The sequence below is a fragment of the Lelliottia sp. EB106-05-01-XG201 genome (assembly GCF_058791735.1).
Map to the genome: position 1 here is coordinate 3,380,736 of NZ_JBYTDV010000001.1, position 25,479 is coordinate 3,406,214.

Consider the following 25,479-nt stretch of genomic DNA (forward strand, 5'->3'; position numbering starts at 1 on the left):
CTGGGGTTGACTGGCAACGAGTGAAAAGGCATAAGATAAAGCGAAATATTATTAGCCATCCGGATGTCCAGACATAACATCGGGTTAGCGCTTCGCAAAAAGGACACCCTCATGAGCAACACTGATATTCGCGTCGTACCCGGCCCGGCAAACTATTTCTCCCACAGCGGCAGCCTCGCGCGCCTGAACGATTTCTTCACCCCGGAGCAGCTTTCCCGTGCGGTATGGATCTACGGCGAACGCGCCATCGACGGCGCCCGTCCGTTCCTGCCGGAGAGTTTCAACGCGCCTGGGGCGAAGCATCTGCTGTTTAAAGGCCACTGCAGCGAGCGCGATGTCACCCATCTGGTGAATGAATCGGGTTCGGACGTCAGCGTGGTGATCGGCGTGGGCGGCGGCGCGGTGCTCGACACGGTCAAAGCGGTGGCGCGTCGGCTGGGTGCGCCATTCGTCGGCATTCCGACGATTGCCGCCACCTGCGCGGCCTGGACGCCGCTCTCCGTGTGGTACAACGACGCCGGTCAGGCGCTGCAGTTTGAGATTTTCGATGACGCCAACTTCCTGGTACTGGTCGAGCCGCAAATTATCCTCAACGCCCCGGCGGAGTATCTGCTGGCAGGGATCGGCGATACGCTGGCGAAATGGTACGAAGCGGTGGTGCTGGCCCCGAAACCGGAAGAGCTGTCGCTGACGGTGCGGCTCGGCATCAACGGCGCGCTGGCGATCCGCGACGTGCTGCTGGAGAGCAGCGAACAAGCGCTGGCGGATCAGGCTCGTGGCGAGCAGACCCAGGCGTTTCGCGATGTGGTCGACGCCATTATTGCCGGCGGCGGGATGGTCGGCGGGCTGGGCGAGCGTTACACCCGCGTGGCAGCGGCGCATGCGGTGCACAACGGGTTAACGGTGCTGCCGCAGACCGACAAATTCCTCCACGGCACCAAAGTCGCCTACGGCATTCTGGTACAGAGCGCCCTGCTCGGTCAGGACGACGTTCTCACGCAGTTAATCGCGGCGTATCAGCGTTTTCATCTGCCGACAACCCTGCGTGAACTGGACGTGGATATCCACAATCGCGCCGAGCTGGATAAGGTGATCGCCCACACGCTGCGCCCGGTGGAGTCGATCCACTTCCTGCCGGTGACCCTTACGCCAGAGACGCTTTACGCTGCGCTGGTGAAGGTGGAAAACTTCAGCCGCTAATCGCCCCGACCGTCTATACCTAATGATGATTCTCACCACTCTCAACGAGGTCATCATGCAGATTGATTTAACGGGTAAGAAGGCGCTGGTTACCGGTGCCAGTCGTGGTTTGGGGCGTGCGATTGCGCTGTCATTAGCCCGGGCCGGGGCTGACGTGGTTATTACGTATGAAAAATCCGCCGACAAAGCTCAGGCCGTCGCCGATGAGATCGCCGCACTTGGCCGTCACAGCGAGGCGATTCAGGCTGACAGCGCCAGCGCACAGGCCATTCAGGATGCCGTGACTCATGCGGCGCGAACCCTGGGTGGGCTGGATATTCTGGTCAACAACGCCGGGATTGCGCGCGGCGGCCCGCTGGAGTCCATGACGCTGGCGGATATCGATGCCCTGATCAACGTCAACATCCGCGGTGTGGTCATCGCCACTCAGGCCGCACTCGTTCATCTCTCTGACGGCGGACGCATCATCAATATCGGCAGCTGTCTCGCCAACCGTGTCGCCCAGCCGGGAATCTCCGTCTACTCCATGACCAAATCGGCGCTTAACTCCCTGACTCGCGGTCTGGCCCGCGATCTGGGTCCGCGCGGAATTACTGTCAATCTGGTCCATCCCGGCCCGACCAACAGCGACATGAATCCGGAAGATGGCGAGCAGGCCGACTCTCAGCGCCAGCTGATTGCCACCGGTCATTACGGCCAGCCGGAAGATATCGCGGCGGCGGTCACCTTCCTGGCAAGCCCAGCCGCCGGGCAGATCTCCGGCACCGGTCTGGACGTGGATGGAGGGTTAAACGCCTGAATCCTGCTTCCACATTTTTTGCACGCCTCTGTCGCCTGACAGAGGCGCTTGCGAGCCGCCTCGACACCCTTCGTTTTGCCCCTTTCGCCGTAAAATCCCGCGCTCTAGAGTGACGTATAAGAAATTCAGAATTTGTCTAATAGTCTTATTATTTCCTTATAAAGAGTGGGGGTGTAAAGTGGAGGAACAGATGAGGGTTGTCTGGTCGAATGTGGCGAAAAAAGAGTTGAGCAAAATCGACGCCAGGTATCGGGAACGAATAAAAGCGAAATTTTCTGATATCAACGATCGCTCCGCGCCCAGGCCCGATATCAGAAAAATGACGACACCCGACAACCACTACCGTATGCGGGTGGGTGATTATCGGATCATCTTCACAATGCGCGGCGAAGAGCAGGATGAGTGCTACATCATCTCCGTGAAACGCAGAACGTCGACCAACTATCTACACGAGGAAATCGTACCTTATGGCCGTTCAAATTATCAAAGATAGCGAAGGGAATCCGCAGTACGCCGTGATCCCCTATAAAGAGTACTTTCGTATGTGTTTGCAGCTATCAGAATTCGACGATGAAACCGATGACGATCTGGAGGATATCGAATGCGAACACGATATCTATGATGATGTCGGGCTTCCCGGTGAGGTTTGCAACGTGATGGACAAAGAAAACGTCAGCCTGCAAGCCGCCTGGCGCATTCTGCGCGGCTTATCCCAGCAGGAAGTGGCCGACAAACTGGGCATCAGCCAGTCCGCCGTTTCACAGCTCGAAGCGCTGGACTCCCGCCCGCAAAAACGTACCCGCGAAAAGCTCGCCGCTATTTACGGCTGCACCCAGGAACAAATCAGCCTTTACTTCCCGAAAGAGGGTTAACAGCACTTCGCCCCGCCTTTGCTGCCGTAACGGGCGTCCTGACGATCGCGGAAAAACGCCTCGTAGGTCATCGGCGTCTGGTCCGGATGCGTGACGCGCATATGTTCGACATAGTTGTCGTAATCCGGCACACCAATCATCATTTTGGCCGCCTGGCCGAGGTATTTCCCTGCTTTGGATAGGGTATCGAACATGGTTGATTCTCGTGTTGTCCCCTCACCCCGACCCTCTCCCAAAGGGAGAGGGGGATAAGAAGCGTAGGTCGGGTAAGCGTTAGCGCCACCCGACATGGTTTTGTTAATGCGCCCCTTTTGCCTGAACCACAATCTCATCCAGGTTTTCCGGCATCGGCTCGTACGGCGTCTCTTTCGCGGTCGGCTTGTCTTCTTTCAGCGCCGCCAGCGCGGTCTTCAGAGAGTACAACGCCAGCACCACAACCACCACCATAAAGAAGATGGTCAGCCCGGCATCCAGACGGTTGTTAAACACCAGCTGCGAGAGCTGCGACTCCGTGTACTGCGCCGGGATTTTGCCGCTGTCGATCATCGCCTGGAACTTATTGGCAATCGCGAGGAAGCCGACTTTATTATCCGGGCTAAACGCTTTCTGCCAGCCCGCGGTGAGCGTACAGATCAGCAGCCACGCCGTTGGCAGCAGTGCCACCCACGCGTAACGCTGGCGTTTCATCTTGAACAGCACCACCGCGCAAAGCATCAGCGCCATGCCGGCCAGCATCTGGTTGGCGATACCGAACAACGGCCACAGGGTGTTAATCCCACCGAGCGGATCCACGACCCCCTGATGAAGGAAATAGCCCCACGCCAGCACGCACAGCGCCGTTGCCAGCAGGTTGGCGGGCAGGGAATCGGTGCGCTTCAGATTCGGGGAGATCACCCCGAGCAAATCCTGGAGCATAAAGCGCGCCGCACGCGTCCCGGCATCGACCGCCGTGAGGATAAACAGCGCTTCGAACAGAATCGCGAAGTGATACCAGAACGACACATCCATCAGCCCGCCGAGCGCGCCGTGAAGGATATACGCCATCCCCACCGCCAGCGTCGGCGCACCGCCCGCGCGAGAGATGATCGATTGTTCCCCCACTTCGTTCGCAATGTGCGTCAGGGTTTCCGGGGTAATCGCGAAGCCCCAGCCGCTCACTACCTGTGCCGCAGAGGCCACTACGTCAACGGTTCCGGCCGGAGCCAGCACCGCCATCGGGCTGTTCATCGCAAAGTACACGCCCGGATCGATGATGCAGGCCGAGACCAGCGCCATAATCGCCACGAAGGACTCCATCAGCATGCCGCCATAGCCAATCAGGCAGGCCTGATTTTCATTGGCCAGCATTTTCGGCGTAGTCCCGGAAGCAATCAGCGCGTGGAAGCCAGACACCGCCCCGCAGGCAATGGTGATAAACAGGAACGGGAACAGGTTGCCGGTCCAGACCGGGCCGGTGCCGTCGATGAATTTGGTCAGAGCTGGCATGGTCAGGGTCGGACGCATGATCAGAATGCCGATCGCCAGACCGACAATGGTGCCGATTTTCAGGAAAGTAGAGAGGTAATCGCGCGGGGCCAGCAGCAGCCAGACCGGCAGCACCGCCGCCACAAAACCGTAGCCCACCAGCATCCAGGTCAGCTGCACGCCGGTAAAGTCAAAGTACGGCGCCCAGGTTGGGCTTTCCGCCACCCAGCCGCCGGAGATAATCGCGAAGACCAGGAAGAACAGGCCAATCACCGACACTTCACCGATACGCCCTGGGCGGATATAACGAATGTAGATCCCCATGAAAATCGCCAGCGGAATGGTGAAGGCCACGGTGTAAGTGCCCCACGGACTGTGGGTCAGGGCTTTCACCACGATCATCGCCAGCACCGCCAGAATGATCACCATGATCATAAAGGTGGCGATCAGCGCGATCACCCCGGCCGTGGCACCCATCTCCTCTTTCACCAGCTCACCGAGCGAGCGCCCGTCGCGGCGGGTGGAGACAAACAGCACCATGAAGTCCTGCACCGCACCGGCCAGCACCACACCCGCGAGGATCCAGATCATCCCAGGCAGATAGCCCATCTGCGCGGCCAGCACCGGCCCGACCAACGGCCCCGCCCCGGCAATCGCGGCGAAGTGGTGACCGAACAGCACTTTTTTATCGGTAGGCACATAGTCCAGCCCGTCGTTATGACGAACCGCAGGCGTCATGCGCGTGCCGTCGACCGCCAGCACTTTGTCGGCAATAAAACGGCCATAGAAACGATACGCGATCAGATAAATGCAGACGGAAGCGACGACAATCCATAGCGCATTGATCTGTTCACCACGATTGAGGGCGATATAGCCCAGAGCGAATGCGCCCACAACGGAGAGCACGGCCCAGATGAGGTATTTCCCTGAGTTGTTCATAGTTGTTTTCCGTTAGCGTGAAACAGTGAGATGTTACATTTTGTTTCTAGATCACGGCTTAAAATTTAACAACTTTGAAACTCAATAATGCGTGGTCAAACCAGATATTTACGCGACATTGTTACGGAGATCACCTTCGCGGGGGGATTGCCCGGTGGCGCTAACGCTTAACGGGCCTACATTCGGGGATTTTGTAGGTCGGGTAAGGCGCAGCCGCCACCCGACAAACAGGCGGGCACAAAACCTACCCCAACACCATCGTGCTTAACCGACAGGTACAACACCGCCGTCCCTGCTCGTCGAACACCACAATCTCCCAGCTCTGGTTCTGCCGCCCCAGGTGCAACGGCTGGCACACGCCGCGCACTTTCCCCTGCGACACGGCGCGATGATGGGTGGCATTCAACTCCGTTCCCACCACGTTTTGCCCGTCGCGGGTCATCAGAAAACCGGCCATCGAACCGAGCGTCTCCGCCAGCGCCGCCGATGCTCCGCCGTGCAGCAGACCAAACGGCTGATGCGTCCGTGCATCCACCGGCATTTCGGCTTCGAGGGTATCGTCACCGATACGGGTGTAAACCATCCCAAGATGCGCCACCATGGTGTTCAGACTGGTGGCGTTCAGCTCTTCAAGGGACAAATGACGTTTCCAGATCATCTACGCCCCCAGGGTTGAGCCGCCGTCGACCACAATATCCTGCAGCGTGATGTGGCTGGCGAGATCCGAGGCGAGGAACAGAATGGTGTTGGCAATTTCATGCGGACGCGCAATCTTGCCGAGCGGAATACCGAGCTTAAACTGCTCGCCAAACCCGCGAATGCGCTGCTGCTCGGCGTCATCGCTCACCCACAGGGTGCGCTGCATGTCCGTATCCGTCGACCCCGGCGAGACAATATTGCAACGCACGCCGCTGCCCGCCAGCTCTAGCCCGACGGTCAGCGCCAGGCTTTTCAGCGCCGCTTTCGATGCACCGTACGCGCTCATGCCGATGCGCGGGGTGTGCGCCGCGTCAGACGCGACGGTGACAATCGCCCCGCCCTGCTGGCGGCGGAACTGGCCCATCGTCTGCTGGAACAGGTTAAACGCCCCGCCGACGTTGACGGCAAAAGTCTGCTGCCAGTCGTCCTGCGAGAGCTGATCCGTCGCGCCCATGCGCAAAATCCCTGCCGCGTTCACCAGCACGTCGAGGCGCTCGACAGTCGCCAGCACGCGCCCGCAGACGTCGCTCACCTGGGTGGCGTCCGCCACGTTCAGCACTTCAGTGGCGAAGGGATATTCCTGCTCCGGGAATGCGAGATCAAAACCAGTCACCCGCGCGCCCGCCTCGGCAAAGGCCTGCGCCGTAGCGTAACCGATGCCCTTTCCGGCCCCGGTCACCCAGACGGTTTTACCCGTGAAATCAAACCCGGCCATCACTTCACCTCGCGGGAGAGCAGCGCCCACCAGGCATCAATGGTCGGATTTTTCGCCAGCATCACAAAGTCGATATCGCCATGCACTTTGCGCCAGCGGGCGGCGAGCGCCATCATGCGCACAGAGTCCAGACCGTAATCGATCAGGTTCTCGTCATCCATCGGCTCGTCGGATTCATCCAGCAGCGGCAGCACCACCGCGCGCAAAGCCTCTTTGCTTGCCGGTACGGACGGCAGCAGTTCGTCGGTCATCACCACGCGACCGGTACGACCCGCCACGTAGTTGAGGGACATCAGGTGCTCTTCGCGGCTGAAATCGGCCAGCGCATCGGCGATGAAGAAGGGTTTGATATCGCGCATAAACGCATCGGTGGCGGTGGTCATGCAGCCGATATGGGCATAAACACCGGTGATCAGCAGCTGATTACGGCCCGTCTCTTTGAGCATCTGCTCCAGCGGCGAGCGGTGGAACGCGCTGTAGCGCCACTTCACCAGCACGGTATCGGCTTCGTCAGGGGCCAGTTCGGCGACAATGCGCTGCTGCTCCGGAGAACGGGTCAGGCCCGGTCCCCACATGTCGTTCAGCAGGGCGCGATCTTCATCGCTCTGCTCTTTCGGCTGGGCGGTGTAATAGACCGGAATGTTGTGCTTTTTGCAGTACTCGCGAAGCGCGGCGATGTTCGCCACTACTTGCTCCATCATCGGGCAGTTGTCGCCCCAGAAGTTGAGGAAGTATTCCTGCATATCGTGGATCAGCAGCGCCGCGCGCTCCGGCTCAAACGCCCAGCTCACTTTGTTGTTTGGCAGTTCGGCCGCCGTTGGCAGCGCATAACCGGTTAATTTTGGAATTGCCATGTTTCACTCCTCAGCCCTGGGCGCGTTCAGCCAGCCACAGGCGCAATTGTTTCTTGTCCACTTTTCCTACCGGCGTCAGCGGCAGCGCATCCACGCTCTCCACGCGATCCGGCAGCTTGAAATCCGCCACGCCCTGCTCGCGCAGAAAACGCCGCACGTCCACCGCCCGCAGCGGAGTTTTCACCACCAGATACGCGCAGCTTTTCTCGCCCAGCAGGCTGTCTTCCATGCTGACGAGCGCCGCATGGATCACCGCCTCGTGGCGCAGGAGCAGGTTTTCGATCTCTTCGGCGGCGATCTTCTCGCCCCCGCGGTTAATCTGATCTTTCTCACGCCCCTGAACGGTGATGTAACCCTGCTCGTCGATGGCGATCAGATCGCCCGAGCAGTAGAAGCCGTCGGCGTCAAAGGCGCTGGCGTTGTGCTCCGGGCTCTTGAAATAGCCGCGGAAGGTGTACGGCCCGCGCGTCATCAGGCGTCCGACTTCGCCGCGCGGCAGCGGATTACCGTGCTCATCCGCGACCCACACTTCGTCGTCCGGACACATCGGACGGCCCTGGGTGTTCATGATTTTTTCTGGCGAATCGTCAAGCGCGGTGTAGTTCACCAGCCCTTCCGCCATGCCAAACACCTGCTGTAGCTGGCAGCCGATCTCCGCCGGGATCCGCGCGGCAAGGGTCGCAGACAAGCGCGCGCCGCCCACCTGTAACAATGCCAGCGACGCGAGCTGGGCGTTGCCCGCCCCTTCGGCAATCGCCTGCAACCACAGGCTGACCGCCGGGGGCACCAGCGAGGTGACGTTGATCTGATGCTTTTCAATCAGGGGAAAACAGAGCGTCGCGCTTGGATCGTTCGCCAGCACCACGCAACCGCCCGCAAGGAACACGCCCAGCGAGCCAGGGGAACTCATCGCGTAGTTATGCGCGGCAGGCAGCGCGTTCAGGTAGCGCGTCTGGCTGTTGATGGCGCAAATCTCGTTGCTGCGGCGAATGCTGTAGTAGTAGTCATTGTGGGTGCGCGGGATCAGCTTCGGCGTGCCGGTGCTGCCGCCGGAGAGCTGGAAAAACGCCACTTCGTCGGCGGGCGTTGGGCTGGCGATAAAGTTATCCGCCGGGCGCGCTATCGCCGCTTCCAGGGCGTGTTCGCCCGTATCACCGCGCAGCAGCACCACGCGCACGGAGCGGTGCTGGTCGACAAAGGTATTGAGGAACTCATCGCCCGCAAACAGGGCGTGCTGCCTGTCGGCAATCAGCAGCGCAGGTTCAATCTGCGTGGCGTAGGCGTTCAGCTCGCTGCGCTGATGGCTGAACAGGGCATTGACGGGCGCCACGCCCACCTGCAGCAGCGCAAAGAAGGTAACGTAAAACTCGGCGACATTGCCGAGCTGCACCAGCGCCGTCTCACCGCGCTTCACGCCCTGCGCCTGCAATGCGGACGCCAGATTGTTGACCGCCTGATGGAACTGGCGATACGTGTACTGGCGCTCGCCGTCGATAATCGCCGTCGCGTCGCGGTCGGCGTGGCGGGTCAAAATGTCGGTCAGGGGCAGATCCTGCCAGTAGCCTTTTTCACGGTAGCGCCGGGCAAAATCTTCGGGCCAGCGGGTAAAGGGAAGGGTCATGATGATTCCTCAGTGCAGGCCAAAAACGTTGAGCATGGTGGAAAGTTTCACCCCGGTTTCGCGCCACTCGCCGACCGGCGAAGAGGCCGGGACAATGCCCGCGCCCGCGAACAGGCGAACCGTTTTTTCATGAATGCGCGCGCAGCGGATCGTCACAACCCACTCGCCGTTGCCTTCGCTGTCGCACCAGCCGACGATGCCGCCGAACAGTTCGCGATCGAACGGCTCGAGTTCAGCAATCAGCTGTTTCGCCGCCTGATGCGGGAAACCGCTCAGGGCAGGCGTTGGGTGCAGCAGGCAGGCCAGCGTCAGGGCATTCTCGTTCTCGCGCGCTTCGCCTTCGACCGGCGTCGCCAGATGCCAGAGCGTCGGCGTGGTCACCAGCTGCGGCGAGGAAGGCATGGTCAGATGGTGGCTGCGCGTTTCGAGCACAGTTTTCATCGCCTGAGTCACCAGGTCGTGCTCGTGGCGATCTTTTTCCGAGGCCAGCAGTTTGTTCCCGGCTTCGCGGTCCAGCATGTCGTCCGGCTGGCGGCGCGCGGAACCGGCCAGCGGCAGGGAGCTAAAATGCGCCCCCTCTTTGCGCAGCAGCAATTCCGGGCTGGCGCCGAGCAACACGCCGCCGTCTTCGAGCGGCACGTGGAAGTTAAAGCTGGCCGGGTTTTGCGCGATCAGACGCTCAAGCAACGCCCCGCTGTCGATCTTCTGATCGGCGGCGATATCAATCAGGCGCGAGAGCACCACTTTATTCACCTGCGGCGTGGCGGTGAGCGCGGCGGCGCGGGCCACCATCTCTTCGAAAATCGGCTGCGATGGGATTTCGGTGCGTCGGGTAACGGTCAGCTCCTGCGCGCCGGGAAGGTAGCGCGCGGATTTCTGTCGCGCCGGGCGCGAGAAGGTTTGCCAGCTTTGCGGAATAAACAGTGACGACGGTTTGCGGGTATCGAACGGGATCGCGCCGACCATAATCGGGTGCGTTATCCCCTGGGCTTTGGCCTGCCGAAAGGCCTGCGCCAGTTTTTGCTGGAAGGCACCAGCCGGATCGTCGCCGCCGACGGCGGATTCAGAAAAGCGGGCAAAACAGCCTGACGTGGTGAAACTGCGATAAGGCGACATAAAGAAAAAGCTGTCTGATTGCAGCGTGGTCGCGGTGTGCTGAACTTCCTCAGCCAATGACGTATCCATATCATCCTCCTTAAACGATAAACGCATTACGAATAGTTATCATTTATATTTTCGATGGCTAACCTAATCGGTGAGCGCGACGGTGTCAACCGCCGACAGCGCATCTTGTGCGACTATCGCTTGCATCCCTTCGGCGCATTCATGAAAATGAGAAGCATTAACTTCAACGAAAACAGGATGCCGCTTTGTGAAACTCCCCGCTGTTTGTCGTAACGCCCTGCTTTTAGCAGGACTTTTTGTTTTAGGACTAACCTCAGCCACCGCCGCCGACTGGCCGCGTCAGGTGAGCGACAGCCAGGGTACCCACACCCTTGAGAGCAAACCGACGCGCATTGTCTCCACCAGCGTGACCCTCACCGGCTCCCTGCTGGCGATTGACGCGCCGGTCATTGCCAGCGGCGCAACCACGCCGAACAACCGCGTGGCGGATGCGCAGGGCTTTATGCGCCAGTGGGGCGATATCGCGAAAACGCGCAAACTGAGCCGCCTGTACATCGGCGAACCGAGCGCCGAAGCCGTGGCCGCGCAAATGCCGGACTTAATCCTGATTAGCGCCACCGGCGGTGATTCTGCGCTGGCGCTGTACGATCAGCTGTCGGCTATCGCCCCGACGCTGGTCATTAATTACGACGACAAAAGCTGGCAGGCATTGCTGACCCAGCTCGGGACCATCACCGGGCAGGAGAAGCAGGCCGCCGCGCGCATCGCCGAATTCGATAAGCAGCTCGCGCAGGTGAAACAGCAGATGAAGCTGCCGCCGCAGCCGGTCAACGCTATCGTTTACACCGCCGCGGCGCACAGCGCGAACCTGTGGACGCCAGAATCCGCGCAGGGCAAATTCCTGCAGCAGCTCGGTTTCCAGCTGGCTGATTTACCTGCCGGGCTGACGACGTCAAAAAGCCAGGGGAAACGCCACGATATTATCCAGCTCGGGGGTGAAAACCTGGCGACGGGTCTGAACGGGCAAGGGTTGTTCCTGTTTGCGGGCGACCAGAAAGATGTCGATGCGATTTACGCGAATCCGCTGCTGGCGCACCTGCCGTCTGTCGAAAACAAACGCGTCTGGGCGCTCGGGACGGAGACATTCCGTCTGGATTATTACAGTGCGATGCTGGTGTTGCAGAGGCTGAGTGCGGTGTTTGGATAACCGCTGCGCCCGGTGGCGGCTACGCCTTACCGGGCCTACGTTTCGTGTCGTTACGGGTTTTGTAGGCCGGGTAAGGCGAAGCCGCCACCCGGCAATGTCCACCGGTTTAAACCGTGGCGGGCTCCTGACGAAACCGGCGCAACTCCGCCAACGTCATCAACAAAATCACCCCGATGATGGCTAATACAAACCCGCTGCTGCTCGCCGACGCCACCGGGGTCATGATCACCCCCAGCCCGCCTAAAATCGCCGCACCAATCGCATCACCCGTCACGTTCTGCGCGGTCCACAGGCCGTTGATCCGCCCAAGCATCCCTTCCGGCGTCTGGGTCTGAATCAGGGTGTATTGCAGCAGAGAACTGATGGCGCTCAGCCAGCCAAACAGCGCCAGACACACCACGCCCAGCGCCCAGAACGGCATCAGGCTGAAGAAGCCGATGGCGATAAAGGACGCCAGCGTGGCCGAAAGCATAATCAGCCCCGGACGCGCACTCTGCGCCAGATTACCGCTGGTCAGCGCGCCAAACGCCGCGCCGAGCGGGATGGCCGCGTACAGCAGACCAATCTGCGAGGCGCTCATTTGCCACTCCAGCGCCAGCGCCGGATAAAGCACGCGCACCGCGCTCGCCATCGTCAGCAGCCCGCCCAGCAGCGCAATGCCGCCGATCAGCGGATTGCTGAACAGAAAACGGATCGCCGCCATCAGGGATTTCAGCGGGTGCTCGCGCGGCTGCGGCGGAGGGGGCAGCAGCGGCAAACGCAGCAAGGTCAGCGTGGTGATAAAGGTCCCCGCCGCCGCCAGGCCGTAGTTCCAGGCCACGTTCCCGGTCGCCAGCAGCAGGCCGCCGACCATCGGGGAAATGACCGACCCCAGACGCACGGTGAGCATGGTGATCGCCCCGGCCTGCATCAGATTCTCACGCCCGACCAGCGCAGGCGTTGCCGCCAGCAGCGCCGTCACGCCCAGCGAGGCAAAGAAACCGTCCCACAAACCGAGCGCATAGATCGCGACAAGTGACGGCTCCGGCAGCATGGCGTTCAGGCACAGCCCGACGAAACCCACGCCGCAGGTGCCGCGCGCCAGCAGGATCAGCTTTTTGCGCTCGTAACGGTCCGCCAGCACGCCGCCGACCATCAGGCCGATAAACATCGCGCTGCCCGTCAGGGTGACCGAAAGACCGACCAGCCAGCTGGAGTTCGTCATGGCCTGGATCTGAACCGGGACGGCAACGCCCAGCAGGCCGAGGGATAAAATGGAGATAAAACGGGCGATAAACACCGCGCGAAACGCCGGGTGGGTCCTGAGCAGGCTGAGGTTGAGCAGCCAGGATTGTTTAGTCATAACAATGCCTTCAAATCTAACTTTCTACCAATTCCATGGCGGCACATGCTAACATAGCCAAATAAGATAGATAACGATAATTACTATCATTATCAAATCATGGATGTTGCTATGTCGTCTTCCCCTTTGACGGTGCGCGCCACTGCCGTGCCCGTATTATTGATACTGCTATTTCTTGCTGTAGCACTCAGCCTGCTGGTCGGCGCGAAACCGCTGCCCGCGTCCACGATCGTCGATGCCCTGTCCGGCACCTGCCAGAGCGCAGACTGCATTATTGTGCTCGACGCCCGACTGCCGCGCACCCTTGCCGGGCTGCTGGCCGGTGCCGCGCTCGGCCTCGCCGGGGCGCTGATGCAAACCCTGACCCGCAACCCCCTCGCCGACCCCGGTATTCTCGGCGTTAACGCCGGGGCCAGTTTCGCCATCGTTCTCGGCGCGGCGCTGTTTGGATTTTCCTCCCCCACGGAACAACTGCTGATGGCCTTCTGCGGCGCGCTGGCCGCGGCGCTGCTGGTGGCGTTCACCGGCAGCCAGGGCGGCGGACAGCTCAGCCCGGTGCGCCTGACCCTGGCGGGCGTGGCGCTCGGCGCGGTGCTCGAAGGCTTATCCTCCGGCATCGCCCTGCTCAACCCGGACGTCTGGGATCAACTGCGTTTCTGGCAGGCGGGAACGCTTGATATCCGCACGCTGCAAACCCTGAAAGTCGTCACTATTCCGGTGCTGATCGCCGCCGCCGTGGCGCTTTTTTCCAGCCGGGCGCTGAACAGCCTGAGCCTCGGAACGGACACCGCCACCGCGCTCGGCAGCCGCGTCGCACGCACGCAGCTGATGGGTTTACTGGCGATCACCGTGCTGTGCGGCAGCGCCACCGCCGTCGTCGGTCCGATTGCGTTTATCGGCCTGATGATGCCGCACATGGCGCGCTGGATTGTCGGGTCCGATCACCGCTGGTCCCTGCCGGTCACCCTACTCGCCACCCCGACCCTGCTATTGTTTGCCGATATCATCGGGCGCGTGCTGGTGCCGGGTGAGCTGCGCGTCTCAGTGGTTAGCGCCTTTATTGGCGCGCCGGTGCTGATCTTCCTGGTACGTCGCCAGCGCGGAGGTGCCCTGTGATGGCCCCGTCCCGACGTTTAGTCTTCTCCTGCCTGCTGCTGGTCGCCGCCAGCCTGCTGATTGCGGTCTGGAGCCTGCGCAGCGGCGCGGTGACCCTCGATTTCAGCCAGGTGTTTAACGCGCTCACCGGCAGCGCGCCGCGCAACATCACTATGGTGGTGACTGAGTGGCGCTTGCCGCGCGTGGTGATGGCGATCCTGGTCGGCGCAGCGCTCGGCGTGAGCGGCGCGATTTTCCAGTCGCTGCTGCGCAACCCCCTCGGCAGCCCGGACGTGATGGGCTTCAACACCGGGGCGTGGAGCGGCGTGCTGGTGGCGATGGTGCTGTTTGGTCAGCATCTCACGGCGATTGCTTTTGCGGCGATGGCGGGCGGGATTTTGACATCGCTTGTCGTCTGGCTGCTCGCCTGGCGCAACGGCATCGAAACCTTCCGCCTGATCATTATCGGCATCGGCATTCGCGCCATGCTGATGGCGTTTAACACCTGGCTTCTGCTGCACGCCTCGTTAGAGACGTCCCTTTCCGCCGGGCTGTGGAATGCGGGTTCGCTCAACGGCCTGACGTGGGCCAAAACCCTGCCCGCCACGCCGATTATCGCTCTGATGATGGTCTGTGCCTGGCTGCTGGTGCGCAGAATGCGCCTGCTGGAGATGGGCGACGACAGCGCCTGCGCACTGGGCGTGAGCGTTGAGCGTTCGCGCCTGACGCTGATGCTGGTCGCGGTGGTGTTAACCGCCGCCTCCACCGCCATCGCCGGGCCGATTTCGTTTATTGCCCTGGTCGCGCCGCACATCGCACGACGCATCAGCGGCACCGCGCGCTGGGGCCTGACCCAGTCGGCCCTGTGCGGCGCGCTGCTGTTGCTGGCCGCCGATCTCTGCGCGCAACAGCTCTTTATGCCTTATCAACTTCCGGTGGGTGTGGTGACCGTCAGCCTTGGCGGGATTTACCTCATCGTCTTGTTAGTCCAGGAGTCCCGCAAGAAATGAATGCCATTACGTCCCGCTTGCGCGGCGAAAAACTGACCCTCGGCTACGGTAAAAAAATCGTGGTCGACGAGCTGACCGTGTCGATTCCCGACGGCCATTTCACGGCGATCATCGGCCCGAACGGCTGCGGAAAATCGACCCTGCTGCGCACCCTGAGCCGTCTGATGACGCCCCAGCACGGCAGCGTGTTTCTCGACGGGGAGCAGATCCAGAGTTACGCCAGCAAAGAGGTGGCGCGCCGGATTGGACTGCTGGCGCAAAACGCCACCACGCCGGGGGATATCACCGTGCAGGAGCTGGTCGCGCGCGGGCGTTACCCGCATCAGCCGCTGTTTACCCGTTGGCGGAAAGAGGACGAAGAGGCCGTGGCCCGCGCGATGCAGGCCACGGGGATCACCGATCTGGCAAGGCAAAGCGTCGATACCCTCTCCGGCGGCCAGCGACAGCGCGCGTGGATTGCGATGGTGCTGGCGCAGGAAACAGCGATCATGCTGCTCGACGAGCCGACGACCTGGCTGGATATCAGCCATCAGATTGATCTGCTGGAATTATTGAGCGATCTGAACCGCACCCAGGGCTATACGCTGGCGGCGGTGCTGCACGATCTGAATCAGGCGTGCCGGTATGCCACACATCTGATCGCGCTGCGCGACGGGAAGATTGTGGCGGAGGGCGCGCCGAAGGAGATCGTGACGCCAGAGCTTATCGAGCGGATCTACGGGATGCGCTGCATGATTATTGACGACCCGGTGGCGGGAACGCCGCTGGTGGTGCCGTTGGGGAAACGTGCGGTTTGATCCCCTCACCCCGCCCCTCTCCCAAAGGGAGAGGGAGTCCGAGTCCCCTCTCCCTGTGGGAGAGGGTTAGGGTGAGGGCAACAGCGCGCACTTACCCCAAAATCCCCTTCAACACCGGCCCAATCTTCTCGAACGCCTGCGGAGAAATGATATCCACATGAGCGCAATCCTGAGAATAGACCTCTAACTCGCCCACCCACGGGGCCCACGCCTGATGCGGGTCCATGGTTCGCGTGCGTTCGGCGACGAACAGCGTCGCTTTGCCGTCAAACCGCGAGCTGTGCGCCGTGGTCAGCAGGCGCACCGCATCGGCGTAGTTCCCTTCGATGGCGGTAAACAGCTCGCCCGACGCCTGCCCCTGCTGGGCCGCCATGAAAGCTTCCCGCTCGCGTTCGATCTCCGCCAGCACTTCCGGGTCCAGCCCGTTGGCCTCTTTTTCCGCCCAGTTTTGTGTCTCCGGCGGCCAGGTATCCAGCAGGCCGAGGAACGCAACCTCTTCACCCTGCTCGCGCAGCCGCGCGGCGATGCCCTGTGCCAAGGTCCCGCCAAGCGAGTAACCAAACAGATAGTACGGCCCCTGCGCCTGCTGCGCGCGCAGGGTGCGCAGATGATGCTCGATCACCGCATCCAGGGTCGCGCCCTGCGCCATCGGGCCTTCCGGGCGAGGAGACTGAATCCCGGTAATCGACCAGCGCGGGCTGAGGTAGCGCGCCAACACGCTGAACTGCCAGGCAAAACCGGACGCCGGATGGAAGCAGAACAGCGTCGGTCCGTTGCTTTGGCGCAGGGGGAGGATCGTTTCGTAGCCGAGACGCTGCGCCTGTTCGTCGCTCATTGAAGAATCCAGCAGCGTGCTCAGCTGATTAACCGTTGAAGCGACCATGATCTGCCCCGGCGTGACTTTGCGGGAGAACGCGCGGCTAAGCTGCGCCGCGAGGCGCATCGCCAGCAGCGAGTGGCCGCCGAGGGCGAAGAAATCGGCTTCAATGTCGTTCACCTCGCAGCCGAGCAGCGCCGAGAACGCCTGCGCCACCGCGATTTCGGTTTCGGTTTCCGGCGCGCGGCCCGAGGCTTTGCTGGTCAGCTCCGGCAGCGGCAGCGCTTTGCGATCCAGCTTGCCGTTGGCGCTCAGCGGCAGCTCGCTGATTTGCAGCAACACCACCGGCACCATGTGTGGCGGAAGCTGCGCTTTCAGGGCGTCGAGCAGCGCATCGCGATCCAGCGGTAAACCGGAGTCCGATACCACGTAGCCCACCAGCTGGCGCGCATCGCCGCCGGTCGCTGCCGCCTGATTGAAGACACAGGCATGGGCCACCGCCTGCGCCACGTCAGGCAAGGCCTGCATCGCGCGGTCGATTTCGCCGAGCTCTATGCGCTGACCGCGAATTTTCAGCTGATCGTCGCTGCGACCGAGATACTCCACCGCGCCGTTGTCCAGCCAGCGGGCGACGTCGCCGGTGCGATACATGCGCTCACCCGGCGCAAAAGGATCGGCGATAAAGCGGCTGGCGGTCAGATCCGGTCGGCCCAGATACCCCTGCGCCAGCTGAATGCCGGTCAGATAAAGATCGCCCGCCACGCCAAACGGCACCGGGCGCATCATTGCGTCCAGAATGCGCAGGCCGGTATTCCACACCGGGAAACCAATCGGCACGCTGTTGCCTTCTACCGCCGCCAACGCATCGCCGAAGGCCGGATACCAGCTCACGTCTACCGCCGCTTCCGTCGGGCCATATAAATTGTGCAGCGGCGCGTGAGTGAGCACTTCCCACTCGCGGCACAGCTCGGTTGGCAGCGCCTCGCCGCTGCAGAACACCTGTTTCAGGCTGGTGCAGCAGTGGGCGTTTTCCGGCGTTAAGGAGGCGACAAACGCCGCCAGCATCGACGGGACAAAGTGCGTAGTGGTGACGCCGTAGCGGGCGAAGAACTGCTGCATCGCCAGCGGATCGCGATGGGCGTCCGGCTCGGCCATCACCAGTTTTGCCCCGGCGATAAACGGCCACCAGAACTCCCACACCGAGACGTCAAAACTGCACGGCGTTTTCTGTGCGACCACGTCGCGCGCATCCAGCGGATAGTGGTTTTGCATCCACAGCAGGCGGTTGACGATGGCGGTTTGCCCGACCATCACCCCTTTCGGGCGCCCGGTCGAGCCGGAGGTAAAGATGATGTAGGCGGTCTGTTCCGGCGTGCTCAGATTCAGCGGTTCGCTGCCCTGCGCAGGCAGCAGTTCGCCGTAGCACAGGGTCGTAAGATCCGGCACCTCGCTAAAGCGCGGGAGCTGATCGTCGGTGGTAATGAGTAAAGAAGGACGCGCATCTTCCAGCATCATATGCAGGCGATCGTCGGGATAGCCCGTATCGAGCGGCAGCCAGGCGGCTCCGGCTTCGACAATCGCGTGCAGCGCCAGGGTCAGGAACACCGAGCGCGGCAGTGCCACCGCCACGCTGTCGCCGGGTTTGACGCCGCGTTCGCGCAGAAGATTTGCCAGAGCGATTACCTGCTCGCGCATCTGGCGATAGGTCAGTTCGGTGTGCGCATCCGCCAGTGCCGGGGCGTCCGGCGTTTTGTGCGCCTGCTCCGCCACCAGCGCGCTCAGGGTAGTCGCTTCGAGCATCACGCCGGTGTCGTTGATCTGCGCCAGCTGGTGATACTCCTCTTCGGAGACGGTTTCCGCCTCGCCGCACGGCAGCGCAGGATTGGCGGCAAACTGCGCCAGCAGCGCGTTCAGGCGCGCCACGTGACGGGTGAGCGTCGCCTCATCGTAGCGCTGTTTGTTCGCCAGAATTTCAATGCTCAACCCGCCCTGCTCACCCGGGAACAGCGCCAGTTCGAGGTCGTTCACCGGGCCGGTCGCCAGAGTGTGTGTAATGGCCTCGACGCCGTCGATATCCAGCTGATAATCAAAAACCTTCACGTTCAGCACCGGGCCAAACAGCGCTTCGTCTCCGGCTGCGCGGCCGCTGTCGCGCACAATCTGCTCGGCGTCGTAACGCTGGTGACGGCGCACCTTTTTCAGCTGATTCGCCAGGCGCAGGGCCAGCTCCGGCAAGGTCTCCTGCGGGCTGATGTTAACCGCCATCGGCAGGACGTTGAGCACCGGGCCGGTGGCGGTGAGCGCCGCCGATCCCATTCGACGCATAAAGATAAAGCCCGCCGCGAAGTCCAGTCGACCGGTTAAGCGGCCCAGCCACAGGGCCACCAGCGCGAGGGCCAGATCCGTGCGCTGAACCTGCGTGCAGGCGGCGGTCAGTTGACTAAACGCGCGGCGATCGGCCACCAGCTTGAGACGTAAAATATCGGTGGTCGCGACGCGGCCTGGCAGCGGCGCGGGTGACAGTGAAACCGGCGGCGGGAGCTGTTTGCGCTGCTCGGCCCAGAACGCGCCGTCGCGCTGATACGCCTCGCTGTCGCGATAGCGCTGATACTCTTCCACCACCTCTGCAAACGGCGTAAACGGCGACGCGGGTGTCGGTTGGTCTTTCGCCCACGCGGCGTAAATTGCGGCGATCTGGCGGGTAATGGCCGGGAAACTAAAGCCATCAACCACTAAATGGTGATAGCGCTGATACCAGTACCAGCGATTGTCTTCGACCTGAATCAGGAGCTGGAAGGCAAGCGACTGACCGCTGTCGACGCGCAGGTTTTGCGCAAGATCGGCCTCCATCAGCGCCACGGCAGCGGCGTGCGGATCGGCGCTGTCGCGCAGATCGACACGCTTCGGCTCGGCGAGCGTCATGGATTCGTCGATCCACTGCCACACCTCGCCGTTGTCTTCGCTAAAACGCGTGCGCAGCGTGTCGGCCTGCATCATGCCTTCGACGATGGCTTTCGCCAGCAGTGGCGCGTTGATTTCGCCTTTCAGTTCAACGTAGTGCGCCACGCTCCAGGCGTTCGGCAGGGTCGAGAGCTGTTCTGCCATCCAGATTCCCGGCTGGGCGGCGACGAGAGGAAGATGTGCGCTCATGCGTTCTCCCCCGCGAAATGTGAAGGGAGAAGCGTCTGCCAGTGTTCGGCGAGCCACTGCTGGCAGGCTTCCTGAGACTGCGGGGGGCACACTTCACGCCAGCCCGCAGGCTGCGCGCACTGGGCGGGCCACAGGCTGTACTGACCGTTTTCGTTTTGCAAAAGGGCGAATAGCCCTTGCGGATTGTCGAAGGGATTACTGAATTCCATACCTAACTCCTGTCGAAAAAAATCGCCTGCCTGGCGTTAGTGAATGAGTGGCTGCCAGAGAGTAATAAGCCCCTGCGTCAGCCCGCCACGCCAGCAAAGCGCATCATGTCCGCCGTCAACCTGACGCCAGAAAATCGACTGCTGTGTGTGTTGTAGTTGGGCGTAAATGGCCTGATTGGCCCGGAAAATCAGCGGCTCGCGCTGGCCCGCTTCAAGAACGATGCGAAGGTGTTCGGCGGATTTTTCACCCGCTTTGAGTTGTTCGATCAGCAGCCCGTCCTGCTGCGCGCCGCGATGCGGCCACCAGTAGGAGCCCGACTGACTGAGCACGCAGCCAAAGCGCTGCGGCCAGTTGAGACCGGCGTACAGAGACGCCAGGCCGCCGAAGCTTTGCCCGGCGACGACCGTGCGATCGGGCTGAGAGCTAAAAGGCGTAACGGCGTGGATCTGCGGGAGTAACTCTTCCTGCACCGCCTGCCAGAAATCGGGATTGCAGGGCAGCTCGCGGCTGCGATGGGCGGTGTCGATCACATCGATGAGTACGTAGACTGCAGGCGGCAACTGCCCCTCGTTGGTGAGCGCCGTCAGCGCGGGCCAGACGGGCATACTTTCGGCCCAGAACTGCCCGTCGAGGAGGATCGCCAGCGGGCGCTCGGCCGGGTTTTCCTCGCCAGTGGTGAAGAGCCACACACGGCGCGAATTCCCCAGCCGCGGGCTGTGCCACTCGATGCAGTTTGGCGGCGAATGTGGCGTATTGGGATGATTCCAGCCCGGCTGCACCGGCGCATTCGGCATCTCAAGTGCAGACACCGGATGGCCGCGTCCGCCGCGCCAGCACTGGCGGTTTAGCGGATCGGCGATCGCTTTCGGCAGCAGTTTGCGCCAGCCCTCGCGCAGGGCCATGCGGTCCGGCGCGTCGGCGGTGAAGACGGTCTCGTCGAAATCCTGAGGATTATCGGAGGGGATAAAACAGTAGCTGCCGCGCCACTCGGGGCTGAACTCCCCCTGCCATTGCCAGATGTCGGTGTCGGGAAGGCGGGTTAAGGATTGTGGTCGGGCATTTTGATGGTGGTCGGTCACGCCGGTGATGTAGATCCACACCCGCTGTACCGGCGATGTGCGCTCTGTCCCTGCCGGATCGCGCCACCAGAATGTAACACGATATTGTTCGCCTTCGCGGACCCATTCCGGACCTGTTTTGGACTGCCACCAGGCTTCACTTCCCGTTGTTAGCGCCGTCACCCGTTTAACCTCATGTTTTTTGCGTCTTTTTTGATACACGGTAAAAATTATTGATAATATTATTGATAACTATTTGCATTTGCAATAGCGTAGTGCCCGCGCTGTGGGAAGCGCGCTCATAAAATAACCATGCCACGCATTGTGTGCGCTCGAGGACAGGGCTGCTTACGCAACGTGCCGGTGATAAGTCATGCCGCCTCCTCTCCCGTTAGGGAATGGAGCCAAGGGGACGCGGCAACGAAAAGCAGGACGTACAATGAATAAGAAGATTCACTCCCTGGCCTTGCTGGTCAATCTGGGGATTTACGGCGTAGCCATGCCAGCGATGGCAGAGGACAAAACCACCAGCAGCGCCGCGCACGAAGACACCATGGTGATCACCGCCGCCGAGCAGAACCTGCAGGCGCCGGGCGTTTCCACCATCACTGCCGATGAAATCCGTAAAAACCCTCCCGCTCGCGACGTGGCCGAAATCATTCGTACCATGCCGGGCGTGAACCTGACCGGGAACTCCACCAGCGGCCAGCGCGGGAACAACCGCCAGATCGACATTCGCGGCATGGGCCCGGAAAACACCCTGATTCTGATCGACGGCAAACCGGTCACCAGCCGCAACTCCATCCGTCTGGGCTGGCGCGGCGAGCGTGATACCCGTGGTGACACCGGCTGGGTGCCGCCAGAGATGATCGAGCGCATCGAAGTCATTCGTGGCCCGGCGGCCGCACGCTACGGTAACGGCGCGGCGGGCGGCGTGGTGAACATCATCACCAAAAAATTCGACAACCAGTGGCATGGTTCGTGGAATACCTATCTGAACGCGCCGGAGCATAAAGACGAAGGCTCCACCAAGCGCACCAACTTCAGCCTGAGCGGGCCGCTGGGCGGCGATTTCAGCTTCCGCATGTTCGGTAATCTGGACAAAACCCAGGCCGACGCATGGGACATCAACCAGGGCCATCAGTCTGAGCGTACCGGGATGTATTCCAGCACCCTGCCTGCGGGTCGTGAGGGGGTGGAAAACAAAGACATCAACGGCGTCGTGCGCTGGGACTTTGCTCCAATGCAGTCTCTGGAGTTTGAAGCGGGCTACAGCCGCCAGAACAACCTCTACGCGGGCGATACGCAGAACACCAACAACGACGACAGCTCCAACGGGCTGGTGAAGAAGAATTACGGCAAAGAGACCAACCGTATCTACCGCCAGAACTGGGCGGTGACCTGGAACGGCGGCTGGGATAACGGCGTGACCACCAGCAACTGGGCGCAGTACGAGCACACCCGCAACTCGCGTCTCGGCGAAGGGCTGGCGGGCGGTCTGGAAGGGCTGTTCAACAGCGACAAGTTTACCGATACGGATCTGTCCGACGTCACGCTGCACAGCGAAGTCAGCCTGCCGTTCGACTTCCTCGTCAATCAGAACCTGACGCTGGGCACCGAGTGGAACCAGCAGCGCATGAAGGATTACGCCTCTAACTCCCAGACCCAACAGGGCGGCGCGATCCCAGGCCTGAGCGACGATCGTAGCCCGTACTCCCAGGCGGAGATCTTCTCCCTGTTTGCTGAAAACAACATGGAGCTGACCGACAGCACTATGCTGACCCCGGCGCTGCGCTTCGATCATCACACTATCGTCGGCAACAACTGGAGCCCGTCCCTGAACCTGTCCCAGGGTCTGGGTGATGACTTCACGCTGAAAATGGGTATCGCCCGGGCGTACAAAGCGCCGAGCCTGTACCAGACCAACCCGAACTATCTGCTCTACAGCAAAGGTCAGGGTTGCTACGCCAGCGGTGACGGCGTCGGCTGTTACATGATGGGTAACGACGACCTGAAAGCCGAAACCAGCATCAACAAAGAGATCGGCCTTGAGTGGAAACGCGACGGCTGGCTGGCGGGCGCGACCTGGTTCCGTAACGACTACCGCGACAAAATCGAAGCTGGCTATGCGCCAATCGGCCAGACCTCTTCCGGCAAAGTCACCACCGATATTTATCAGTGGGAAAACGTGCCGAAAGCCGTGGTAGAAGGGCTGGAAGGGACACTGAACGTGCCGGTGACGGATGCGGTCAACTGGACCAACAACATCACCTACATGCTGCAAAGTAAGAACAAAGAGACCGGCGACCGTCTGTCGATCATCCCGGAGTACACGCTGAACTCAACCCTGAGCTGGCAGGTACAGCAGGATGTTTCTGTGCAGTCGACCTTCACCTGGTACGGCAAGCAGCAGCCGAAGAAATACAACTACAAAGGTCAGCCGGTGACCGGGTCTGAGAAAGACGAAGTCAGCCCGTACAGCATCGTCGGCCTGAGCGCGACCTGGGACGTGACTAAGTACGTTAGCCTGACCGGCGGCGTGGACAACGTCTTCGACAAACGCCAGTGGCGCGCGGGTAATGCCCAGACCACCGGGAACGCCACCACCGGCGCGTACATGTACGGTGCAGGTGCTTACACCTACAACGAACCGGGACGCACCTGGTACATGAGCGTGAACACCCACTTCTGATAGACTGTAAGCCCCCTTCCACCGAAGGGGGCTTTGTTCAATCAGGGGGACCGATGCAAACCACTCACAGCCTGCTGACACTCGGCGGCGTCTCGCTTCACCGCATTGATTTCGATCCCACTACTTTTGACAACGCCGATCTCCTCTGGCTGCCCCATCACGCCGCCCTGAGCCATGCCGCCACTAAACGTAAAGCCGACCATCTGGCCGGACGCATCGCCGCCGCGCATGCGCTACAGGATTTGGCGATCGCGACAGTGCCGGGGATTGGCCCTAACGGCGAACCCCTGTGGCCCGCTGGAGTCGCGGGCAGTATTTCTCACAGCGGCACCCAGGCATTCGCCCTGGCGGTGCGTGGCGATAACGCGCTGGTGGGCATCGACGGCGAGCAGCTTATCGATGAGCAGGAATCCGTTGAGATTCAGGACGGGATCATCTGTGCAGAGGAAAAATCCGTGCTGCTCAGCACGGGATATCCGTTCTCCCTCGCCCTGACGCTGGCTTTCAGCGCCAAAGAGAGCCTGTTCAAAGCCCTCTTCCCGCGCGTGAACGCCTTTATGGGCTTTGACAGCGCCTGGGTAACGGCGATATCAGACAGCACGCTGACTCTCTCTCTAACCCGTCCTCTGGCCGGTTTTCCGCAAAACCACGCATTTATTCTTCACTGGTGTCAAAAAAACAACAGCGTAATAACCCTGCTCTGCGAATAAATCGTCATACAATTTAATTTCTCTGCGGATTAATCTTAGAAAAACGCTCTATTTTATTTTCTCGCTCATTAACGATTTATTTCGTTTATTTTCGTTAATTATCTGTAATCGATTACTTTGAATTATCCAAAAAGCACCCACGATTATTAATGTAGACAAAGTCAAAACCATCGATAAAAAACAACAACTGAATAACAACGCCGATGGAGAAATTTTTTATCCTTTAAATTCATACAAATAAAACAACAGATAACACCAGGTCGGACCTCTTTATTTTAGTTTCATAACTCCATATGATGCTTTCACGGACAGATAGCCCCCGTTAAAAAATGCCGCTTGAGTAAGGAACCCGACGATTTAAAACGGAATAATACTGCGGCTAATGAAATGCATAACCCAAAGACAGGAATACCGGAATGAATAAAGTTCTTATGGCACTCACTATTGCTGGCGCAACGCTGATGTTATCCGGCTGTATTATTGCCCCGCCGAGCAATGAACATCATCACCACAATAAAGATCACATGATCACCCGCGACGGCGTTTCACTGCCGGATTGTGAAACCTTAGCAGACGCCAGCCAGGCCGATAACGGCTCACGCTGCTGGTATCGTTAACAGAGCAGATGATCATGAAAACAAACTATTGGATCTTACTCGCCGTGATTGGCGGCATATTTTCTCAGCCTGTGTTTGCTATCAGCGAAGCCTATCGCGCACAGCTGGAACAATCGGGCTGTACACAGGTTGATGAAGCTAACGGAACGTGCCACGTCGGGCATACCCGGCATCACCATCGGGACGATGAGTCTACGGGTAACATAGCGCGTGAAATCGATTCCAACATCGCGGGCAAATACCAGGGTGAAGCCGTTGATTATATGGAAGATGCAGGATGGCACTCCACCAACGGCGAGCGCACCCGCTGGCGCAAAAACGGTTATACCGCCGAGTTTGACATGACGTCGTCCGGCAAGCTGGAAGGCGTGTCGGTCCGCTAATGATAAAGGAGTGATGACAGCAGACAGGGATGTCTCCCCACTTATCAAAAACAGCGCGCGCAGGATGCGCGCAAAATTAATTTTATTTTTCCTGCATCCAGTT

The 25,479-nt window shown here is 60.6% G+C and carries 23 protein-coding genes; 12 read left to right on the top strand and 11 right to left on the bottom strand.

Annotation, left to right across the window (positions count from 1 at the left end; translation table 11 throughout):
* The first annotated feature begins 111 nt into the window (after positions 1–111).
* From AC3WS9_RS15905 to AC3WS9_RS15920, 4 genes are all read left to right on the top strand, one after another.
* The gene (locus tag AC3WS9_RS15905; protein WP_492489251.1) at positions 112–1,200 is read left to right on the top strand and encodes an oxidoreductase; all 1,089 of its coding nucleotides are present in this window, start codon (positions 112–114) and stop codon (positions 1,198–1,200) included.
* 55 nt (positions 1,201–1,255) lie between these two features.
* On the top strand, positions 1,256–1,999 hold the full coding sequence (locus AC3WS9_RS15910; protein WP_285146658.1) for an SDR family NAD(P)-dependent oxidoreductase: 744 nt from the start codon (positions 1,256–1,258) through the stop codon (positions 1,997–1,999).
* A gap of 190 nt (positions 2,000–2,189) precedes the next feature.
* Positions 2,190–2,492, top strand: coding sequence for a type II toxin-antitoxin system RelE family toxin (locus AC3WS9_RS15915; RefSeq protein WP_492489253.1), 303 nt, complete (start codon positions 2,190–2,192; stop codon positions 2,490–2,492).
* Positions 2,467–2,871 carry a helix-turn-helix domain-containing protein gene (locus AC3WS9_RS15920; RefSeq protein ID WP_492489254.1) on the top strand — a complete coding sequence of 135 codons (405 nt, stop codon included), beginning with the start codon at positions 2,467–2,469 and terminating at the stop codon, positions 2,869–2,871. Before AC3WS9_RS15915 ends, AC3WS9_RS15920 begins: the two co-directional genes overlap by 26 nt.
* Here the strand turns inward: AC3WS9_RS15920 and AC3WS9_RS15925 are convergent.
* The 7 genes from AC3WS9_RS15925 to entC all read right to left on the bottom strand — a co-directional run bounded on the left by AC3WS9_RS15925 (position 2,868) and on the right by entC (position 10,348).
* Positions 2,868–3,065, bottom strand: coding sequence for a YbdD/YjiX family protein (locus tag AC3WS9_RS15925; protein WP_492489256.1), 198 nt, complete (start codon positions 3,063–3,065; stop codon positions 2,868–2,870). The genes AC3WS9_RS15920 and AC3WS9_RS15925 overlap by 4 nt on opposite strands.
* Before the next feature lie 103 nt (positions 3,066–3,168).
* Positions 3,169–5,274: a pyruvate/proton symporter CstA gene (gene cstA, locus AC3WS9_RS15930; RefSeq protein ID WP_100777264.1), complete on the bottom strand. Its 2,106-nt coding sequence runs from the start codon at positions 5,272–5,274 to the stop codon at positions 3,169–3,171.
* A gap of 244 nt (positions 5,275–5,518) precedes the next feature.
* Positions 5,519–5,932, bottom strand: a complete 414-nt coding sequence (entH, locus tag AC3WS9_RS15935) for a proofreading thioesterase EntH (RefSeq protein ID WP_012016530.1) — start codon at positions 5,930–5,932, stop codon at positions 5,519–5,521.
* Positions 5,933–6,688 carry a 2,3-dihydro-2,3-dihydroxybenzoate dehydrogenase EntA gene (entA, locus tag AC3WS9_RS15940; protein WP_285157602.1) on the bottom strand — a complete coding sequence of 252 codons (756 nt, stop codon included), beginning with the start codon at positions 6,686–6,688 and terminating at the stop codon, positions 5,933–5,935.
* The gene (locus tag AC3WS9_RS15945) at positions 6,688–7,542 is read right to left on the bottom strand and encodes an isochorismatase (RefSeq protein WP_282493829.1); all 855 of its coding nucleotides are present in this window, start codon (positions 7,540–7,542) and stop codon (positions 6,688–6,690) included. The genes entA and AC3WS9_RS15945 overlap by 1 nt, the downstream gene beginning before the upstream one ends.
* 10 nt (positions 7,543–7,552) lie before the next feature.
* Positions 7,553–9,163 carry a (2,3-dihydroxybenzoyl)adenylate synthase EntE gene (entE, locus tag AC3WS9_RS15950; protein ID WP_492489258.1) on the bottom strand — a complete coding sequence of 537 codons (1,611 nt, stop codon included), beginning with the start codon at positions 9,161–9,163 and terminating at the stop codon, positions 7,553–7,555.
* Positions 9,164–9,172: 9 nt separating this feature from the next.
* Positions 9,173–10,348: an isochorismate synthase EntC gene (gene entC, locus AC3WS9_RS15955; protein WP_285153468.1), complete on the bottom strand. Its 1,176-nt coding sequence runs from the start codon at positions 10,346–10,348 to the stop codon at positions 9,173–9,175.
* A gap of 187 nt (positions 10,349–10,535) precedes the next feature.
* Here entC and fepB point away from each other — a divergent pair, with 187 nt between their 5' ends.
* The gene (fepB, locus tag AC3WS9_RS15960; protein ID WP_492489260.1) at positions 10,536–11,495 is read left to right on the top strand and encodes a Fe2+-enterobactin ABC transporter substrate-binding protein; all 960 of its coding nucleotides are present in this window, start codon (positions 10,536–10,538) and stop codon (positions 11,493–11,495) included.
* A 106-nt stretch (positions 11,496–11,601) separates the two neighbouring features.
* Here fepB and entS read toward each other — a convergent pair whose 3' ends face one another.
* Positions 11,602–12,837 carry an enterobactin transporter EntS gene (gene entS, locus AC3WS9_RS15965; protein ID WP_285146670.1) on the bottom strand — a complete coding sequence of 412 codons (1,236 nt, stop codon included), beginning with the start codon at positions 12,835–12,837 and terminating at the stop codon, positions 11,602–11,604.
* Positions 12,838–12,948: 111 nt separating this feature from the next.
* On the opposite strand from entS, the gene fepD reads away from it, so the two are divergent.
* The 3 genes from fepD to fepC are packed head-to-tail and all read left to right on the top strand — an operon-like array spanning position 12,949 to position 15,739.
* Positions 12,949–13,953 carry a Fe(3+)-siderophore ABC transporter permease gene (gene fepD / locus AC3WS9_RS15970; RefSeq protein ID WP_492489262.1) on the top strand — a complete coding sequence of 335 codons (1,005 nt, stop codon included), beginning with the start codon at positions 12,949–12,951 and terminating at the stop codon, positions 13,951–13,953.
* Complete coding sequence (fepG, locus tag AC3WS9_RS15975) at positions 13,950–14,942, top strand: iron-enterobactin ABC transporter permease (RefSeq protein WP_492489264.1); 993 nt, start codon at positions 13,950–13,952, stop codon at positions 14,940–14,942. Before fepD ends, fepG begins: the two co-directional genes overlap by 4 nt.
* Positions 14,939–15,739, top strand: a complete 801-nt coding sequence (fepC, locus tag AC3WS9_RS15980; RefSeq protein ID WP_492489266.1) for an iron-enterobactin ABC transporter ATP-binding protein — start codon at positions 14,939–14,941, stop codon at positions 15,737–15,739. The genes fepG and fepC overlap by 4 nt, the downstream gene beginning before the upstream one ends.
* 91 nt (positions 15,740–15,830) lie before the next feature.
* Here fepC and entF read toward each other — a convergent pair whose 3' ends face one another.
* The 3 genes from entF to fes are packed head-to-tail and all read right to left on the bottom strand — an operon-like array spanning position 15,831 to position 21,196.
* Positions 15,831–19,706 carry an enterobactin non-ribosomal peptide synthetase EntF gene (entF, locus tag AC3WS9_RS15985; RefSeq protein ID WP_492489268.1) on the bottom strand — a complete coding sequence of 1,292 codons (3,876 nt, stop codon included), beginning with the start codon at positions 19,704–19,706 and terminating at the stop codon, positions 15,831–15,833.
* Positions 19,703–19,915: an MbtH family protein gene (locus AC3WS9_RS15990; protein WP_492489270.1), complete on the bottom strand. Its 213-nt coding sequence runs from the start codon at positions 19,913–19,915 to the stop codon at positions 19,703–19,705. The genes entF and AC3WS9_RS15990 overlap by 4 nt, the downstream gene beginning before the upstream one ends.
* Positions 19,916–19,951: 36 nt before the next feature.
* Positions 19,952–21,196, bottom strand: coding sequence for an enterochelin esterase (fes, locus tag AC3WS9_RS15995; RefSeq protein ID WP_492489272.1), 1,245 nt, complete (start codon positions 21,194–21,196; stop codon positions 19,952–19,954).
* Between the two features lie 217 nt (positions 21,197–21,413).
* On the opposite strand from fes, the gene AC3WS9_RS16000 reads away from it, so the two are divergent.
* The 4 genes from AC3WS9_RS16000 to AC3WS9_RS16015 all read left to right on the top strand — a co-directional run bounded on the left by AC3WS9_RS16000 (position 21,414) and on the right by AC3WS9_RS16015 (position 25,376).
* Complete coding sequence (locus AC3WS9_RS16000; protein ID WP_492489274.1) at positions 21,414–23,666, top strand: TonB-dependent siderophore receptor; 2,253 nt, start codon at positions 21,414–21,416, stop codon at positions 23,664–23,666.
* 53 nt (positions 23,667–23,719) lie between these two features.
* Positions 23,720–24,376, top strand: a complete 657-nt coding sequence (gene entD / locus AC3WS9_RS16005) for an enterobactin synthase subunit EntD (RefSeq protein ID WP_492489276.1) — start codon at positions 23,720–23,722, stop codon at positions 24,374–24,376.
* Positions 24,377–24,792: 416 nt separating this feature from the next.
* Positions 24,793–24,993 (top strand): hypothetical protein, encoded by a 201-nt coding sequence (locus AC3WS9_RS16010; RefSeq protein WP_282493842.1) that lies wholly within the window; start codon positions 24,793–24,795, stop codon positions 24,991–24,993.
* A 14-nt stretch (positions 24,994–25,007) separates the two neighbouring features.
* Entirely contained in the window at positions 25,008–25,376 is a 369-nt protein-coding gene (locus AC3WS9_RS16015; RefSeq protein WP_285146682.1) for a hypothetical protein, read from the top strand.
* Positions 25,377–25,479: the final 103 nt, after the last annotated feature.

Bases quoted from the DNA above. Each gene is read 5' to 3' on its own strand.
- AC3WS9_RS15905 (WP_492489251.1), top strand. From the start codon at position 112: ATGAGCAACACTGATATTCGCGTCGTACCCGGCCCGGCAAACTATTTC.
- AC3WS9_RS15910 (WP_285146658.1), top strand. From the start codon at position 1,256: ATGCAGATTGATTTAACGGGTAAGAAGGCGCTGGTTACCGGTGCCAGT.
- AC3WS9_RS15915 (WP_492489253.1), top strand. From the start codon at position 2,190: ATGAGGGTTGTCTGGTCGAATGTGGCGAAAAAAGAGTTGAGCAAAATC.
- AC3WS9_RS15920 (WP_492489254.1), top strand. From the start codon at position 2,467: ATGGCCGTTCAAATTATCAAAGATAGCGAAGGGAATCCGCAGTACGCC.
- AC3WS9_RS15925 (WP_492489256.1), bottom strand. From the start codon at position 3,065: ATGTTCGATACCCTATCCAAAGCAGGGAAATACCTCGGCCAGGCGGCC.
- cstA (WP_100777264.1), bottom strand. From the start codon at position 5,274: ATGAACAACTCAGGGAAATACCTCATCTGGGCCGTGCTCTCCGTTGTG.
- entH (WP_012016530.1), bottom strand. From the start codon at position 5,932: ATGATCTGGAAACGTCATTTGTCCCTTGAAGAGCTGAACGCCACCAGT.
- entA (WP_285157602.1), bottom strand. From the start codon at position 6,688: ATGGCCGGGTTTGATTTCACGGGTAAAACCGTCTGGGTGACCGGGGCC.
- AC3WS9_RS15945 (WP_282493829.1), bottom strand. From the start codon at position 7,542: ATGGCAATTCCAAAATTAACCGGTTATGCGCTGCCAACGGCGGCCGAA.
- entE (WP_492489258.1), bottom strand. From the start codon at position 9,163: ATGACCCTTCCCTTTACCCGCTGGCCCGAAGATTTTGCCCGGCGCTAC.
- entC (WP_285153468.1), bottom strand. From the start codon at position 10,348: ATGGATACGTCATTGGCTGAGGAAGTTCAGCACACCGCGACCACGCTG.
- entS (WP_285146670.1), bottom strand. From the start codon at position 12,837: ATGACTAAACAATCCTGGCTGCTCAACCTCAGCCTGCTCAGGACCCAC.
- fepD (WP_492489262.1), top strand. From the start codon at position 12,949: ATGTCGTCTTCCCCTTTGACGGTGCGCGCCACTGCCGTGCCCGTATTA.
- fepC (WP_492489266.1), top strand. From the start codon at position 14,939: ATGAATGCCATTACGTCCCGCTTGCGCGGCGAAAAACTGACCCTCGGC.
- entF (WP_492489268.1), bottom strand. From the start codon at position 19,706: ATGAGCGCACATCTTCCTCTCGTCGCCGCCCAGCCGGGAATCTGGATG.
- AC3WS9_RS15990 (WP_492489270.1), bottom strand. From the start codon at position 19,915: ATGGAATTCAGTAATCCCTTCGACAATCCGCAAGGGCTATTCGCCCTT.
- AC3WS9_RS16000 (WP_492489274.1), top strand. From the start codon at position 21,414: ATGAATAAGAAGATTCACTCCCTGGCCTTGCTGGTCAATCTGGGGATT.
- entD (WP_492489276.1), top strand. From the start codon at position 23,720: ATGCAAACCACTCACAGCCTGCTGACACTCGGCGGCGTCTCGCTTCAC.
- AC3WS9_RS16010 (WP_282493842.1), top strand. From the start codon at position 24,793: ATGAATAAAGTTCTTATGGCACTCACTATTGCTGGCGCAACGCTGATG.
- AC3WS9_RS16015 (WP_285146682.1), top strand. From the start codon at position 25,008: ATGAAAACAAACTATTGGATCTTACTCGCCGTGATTGGCGGCATATTT.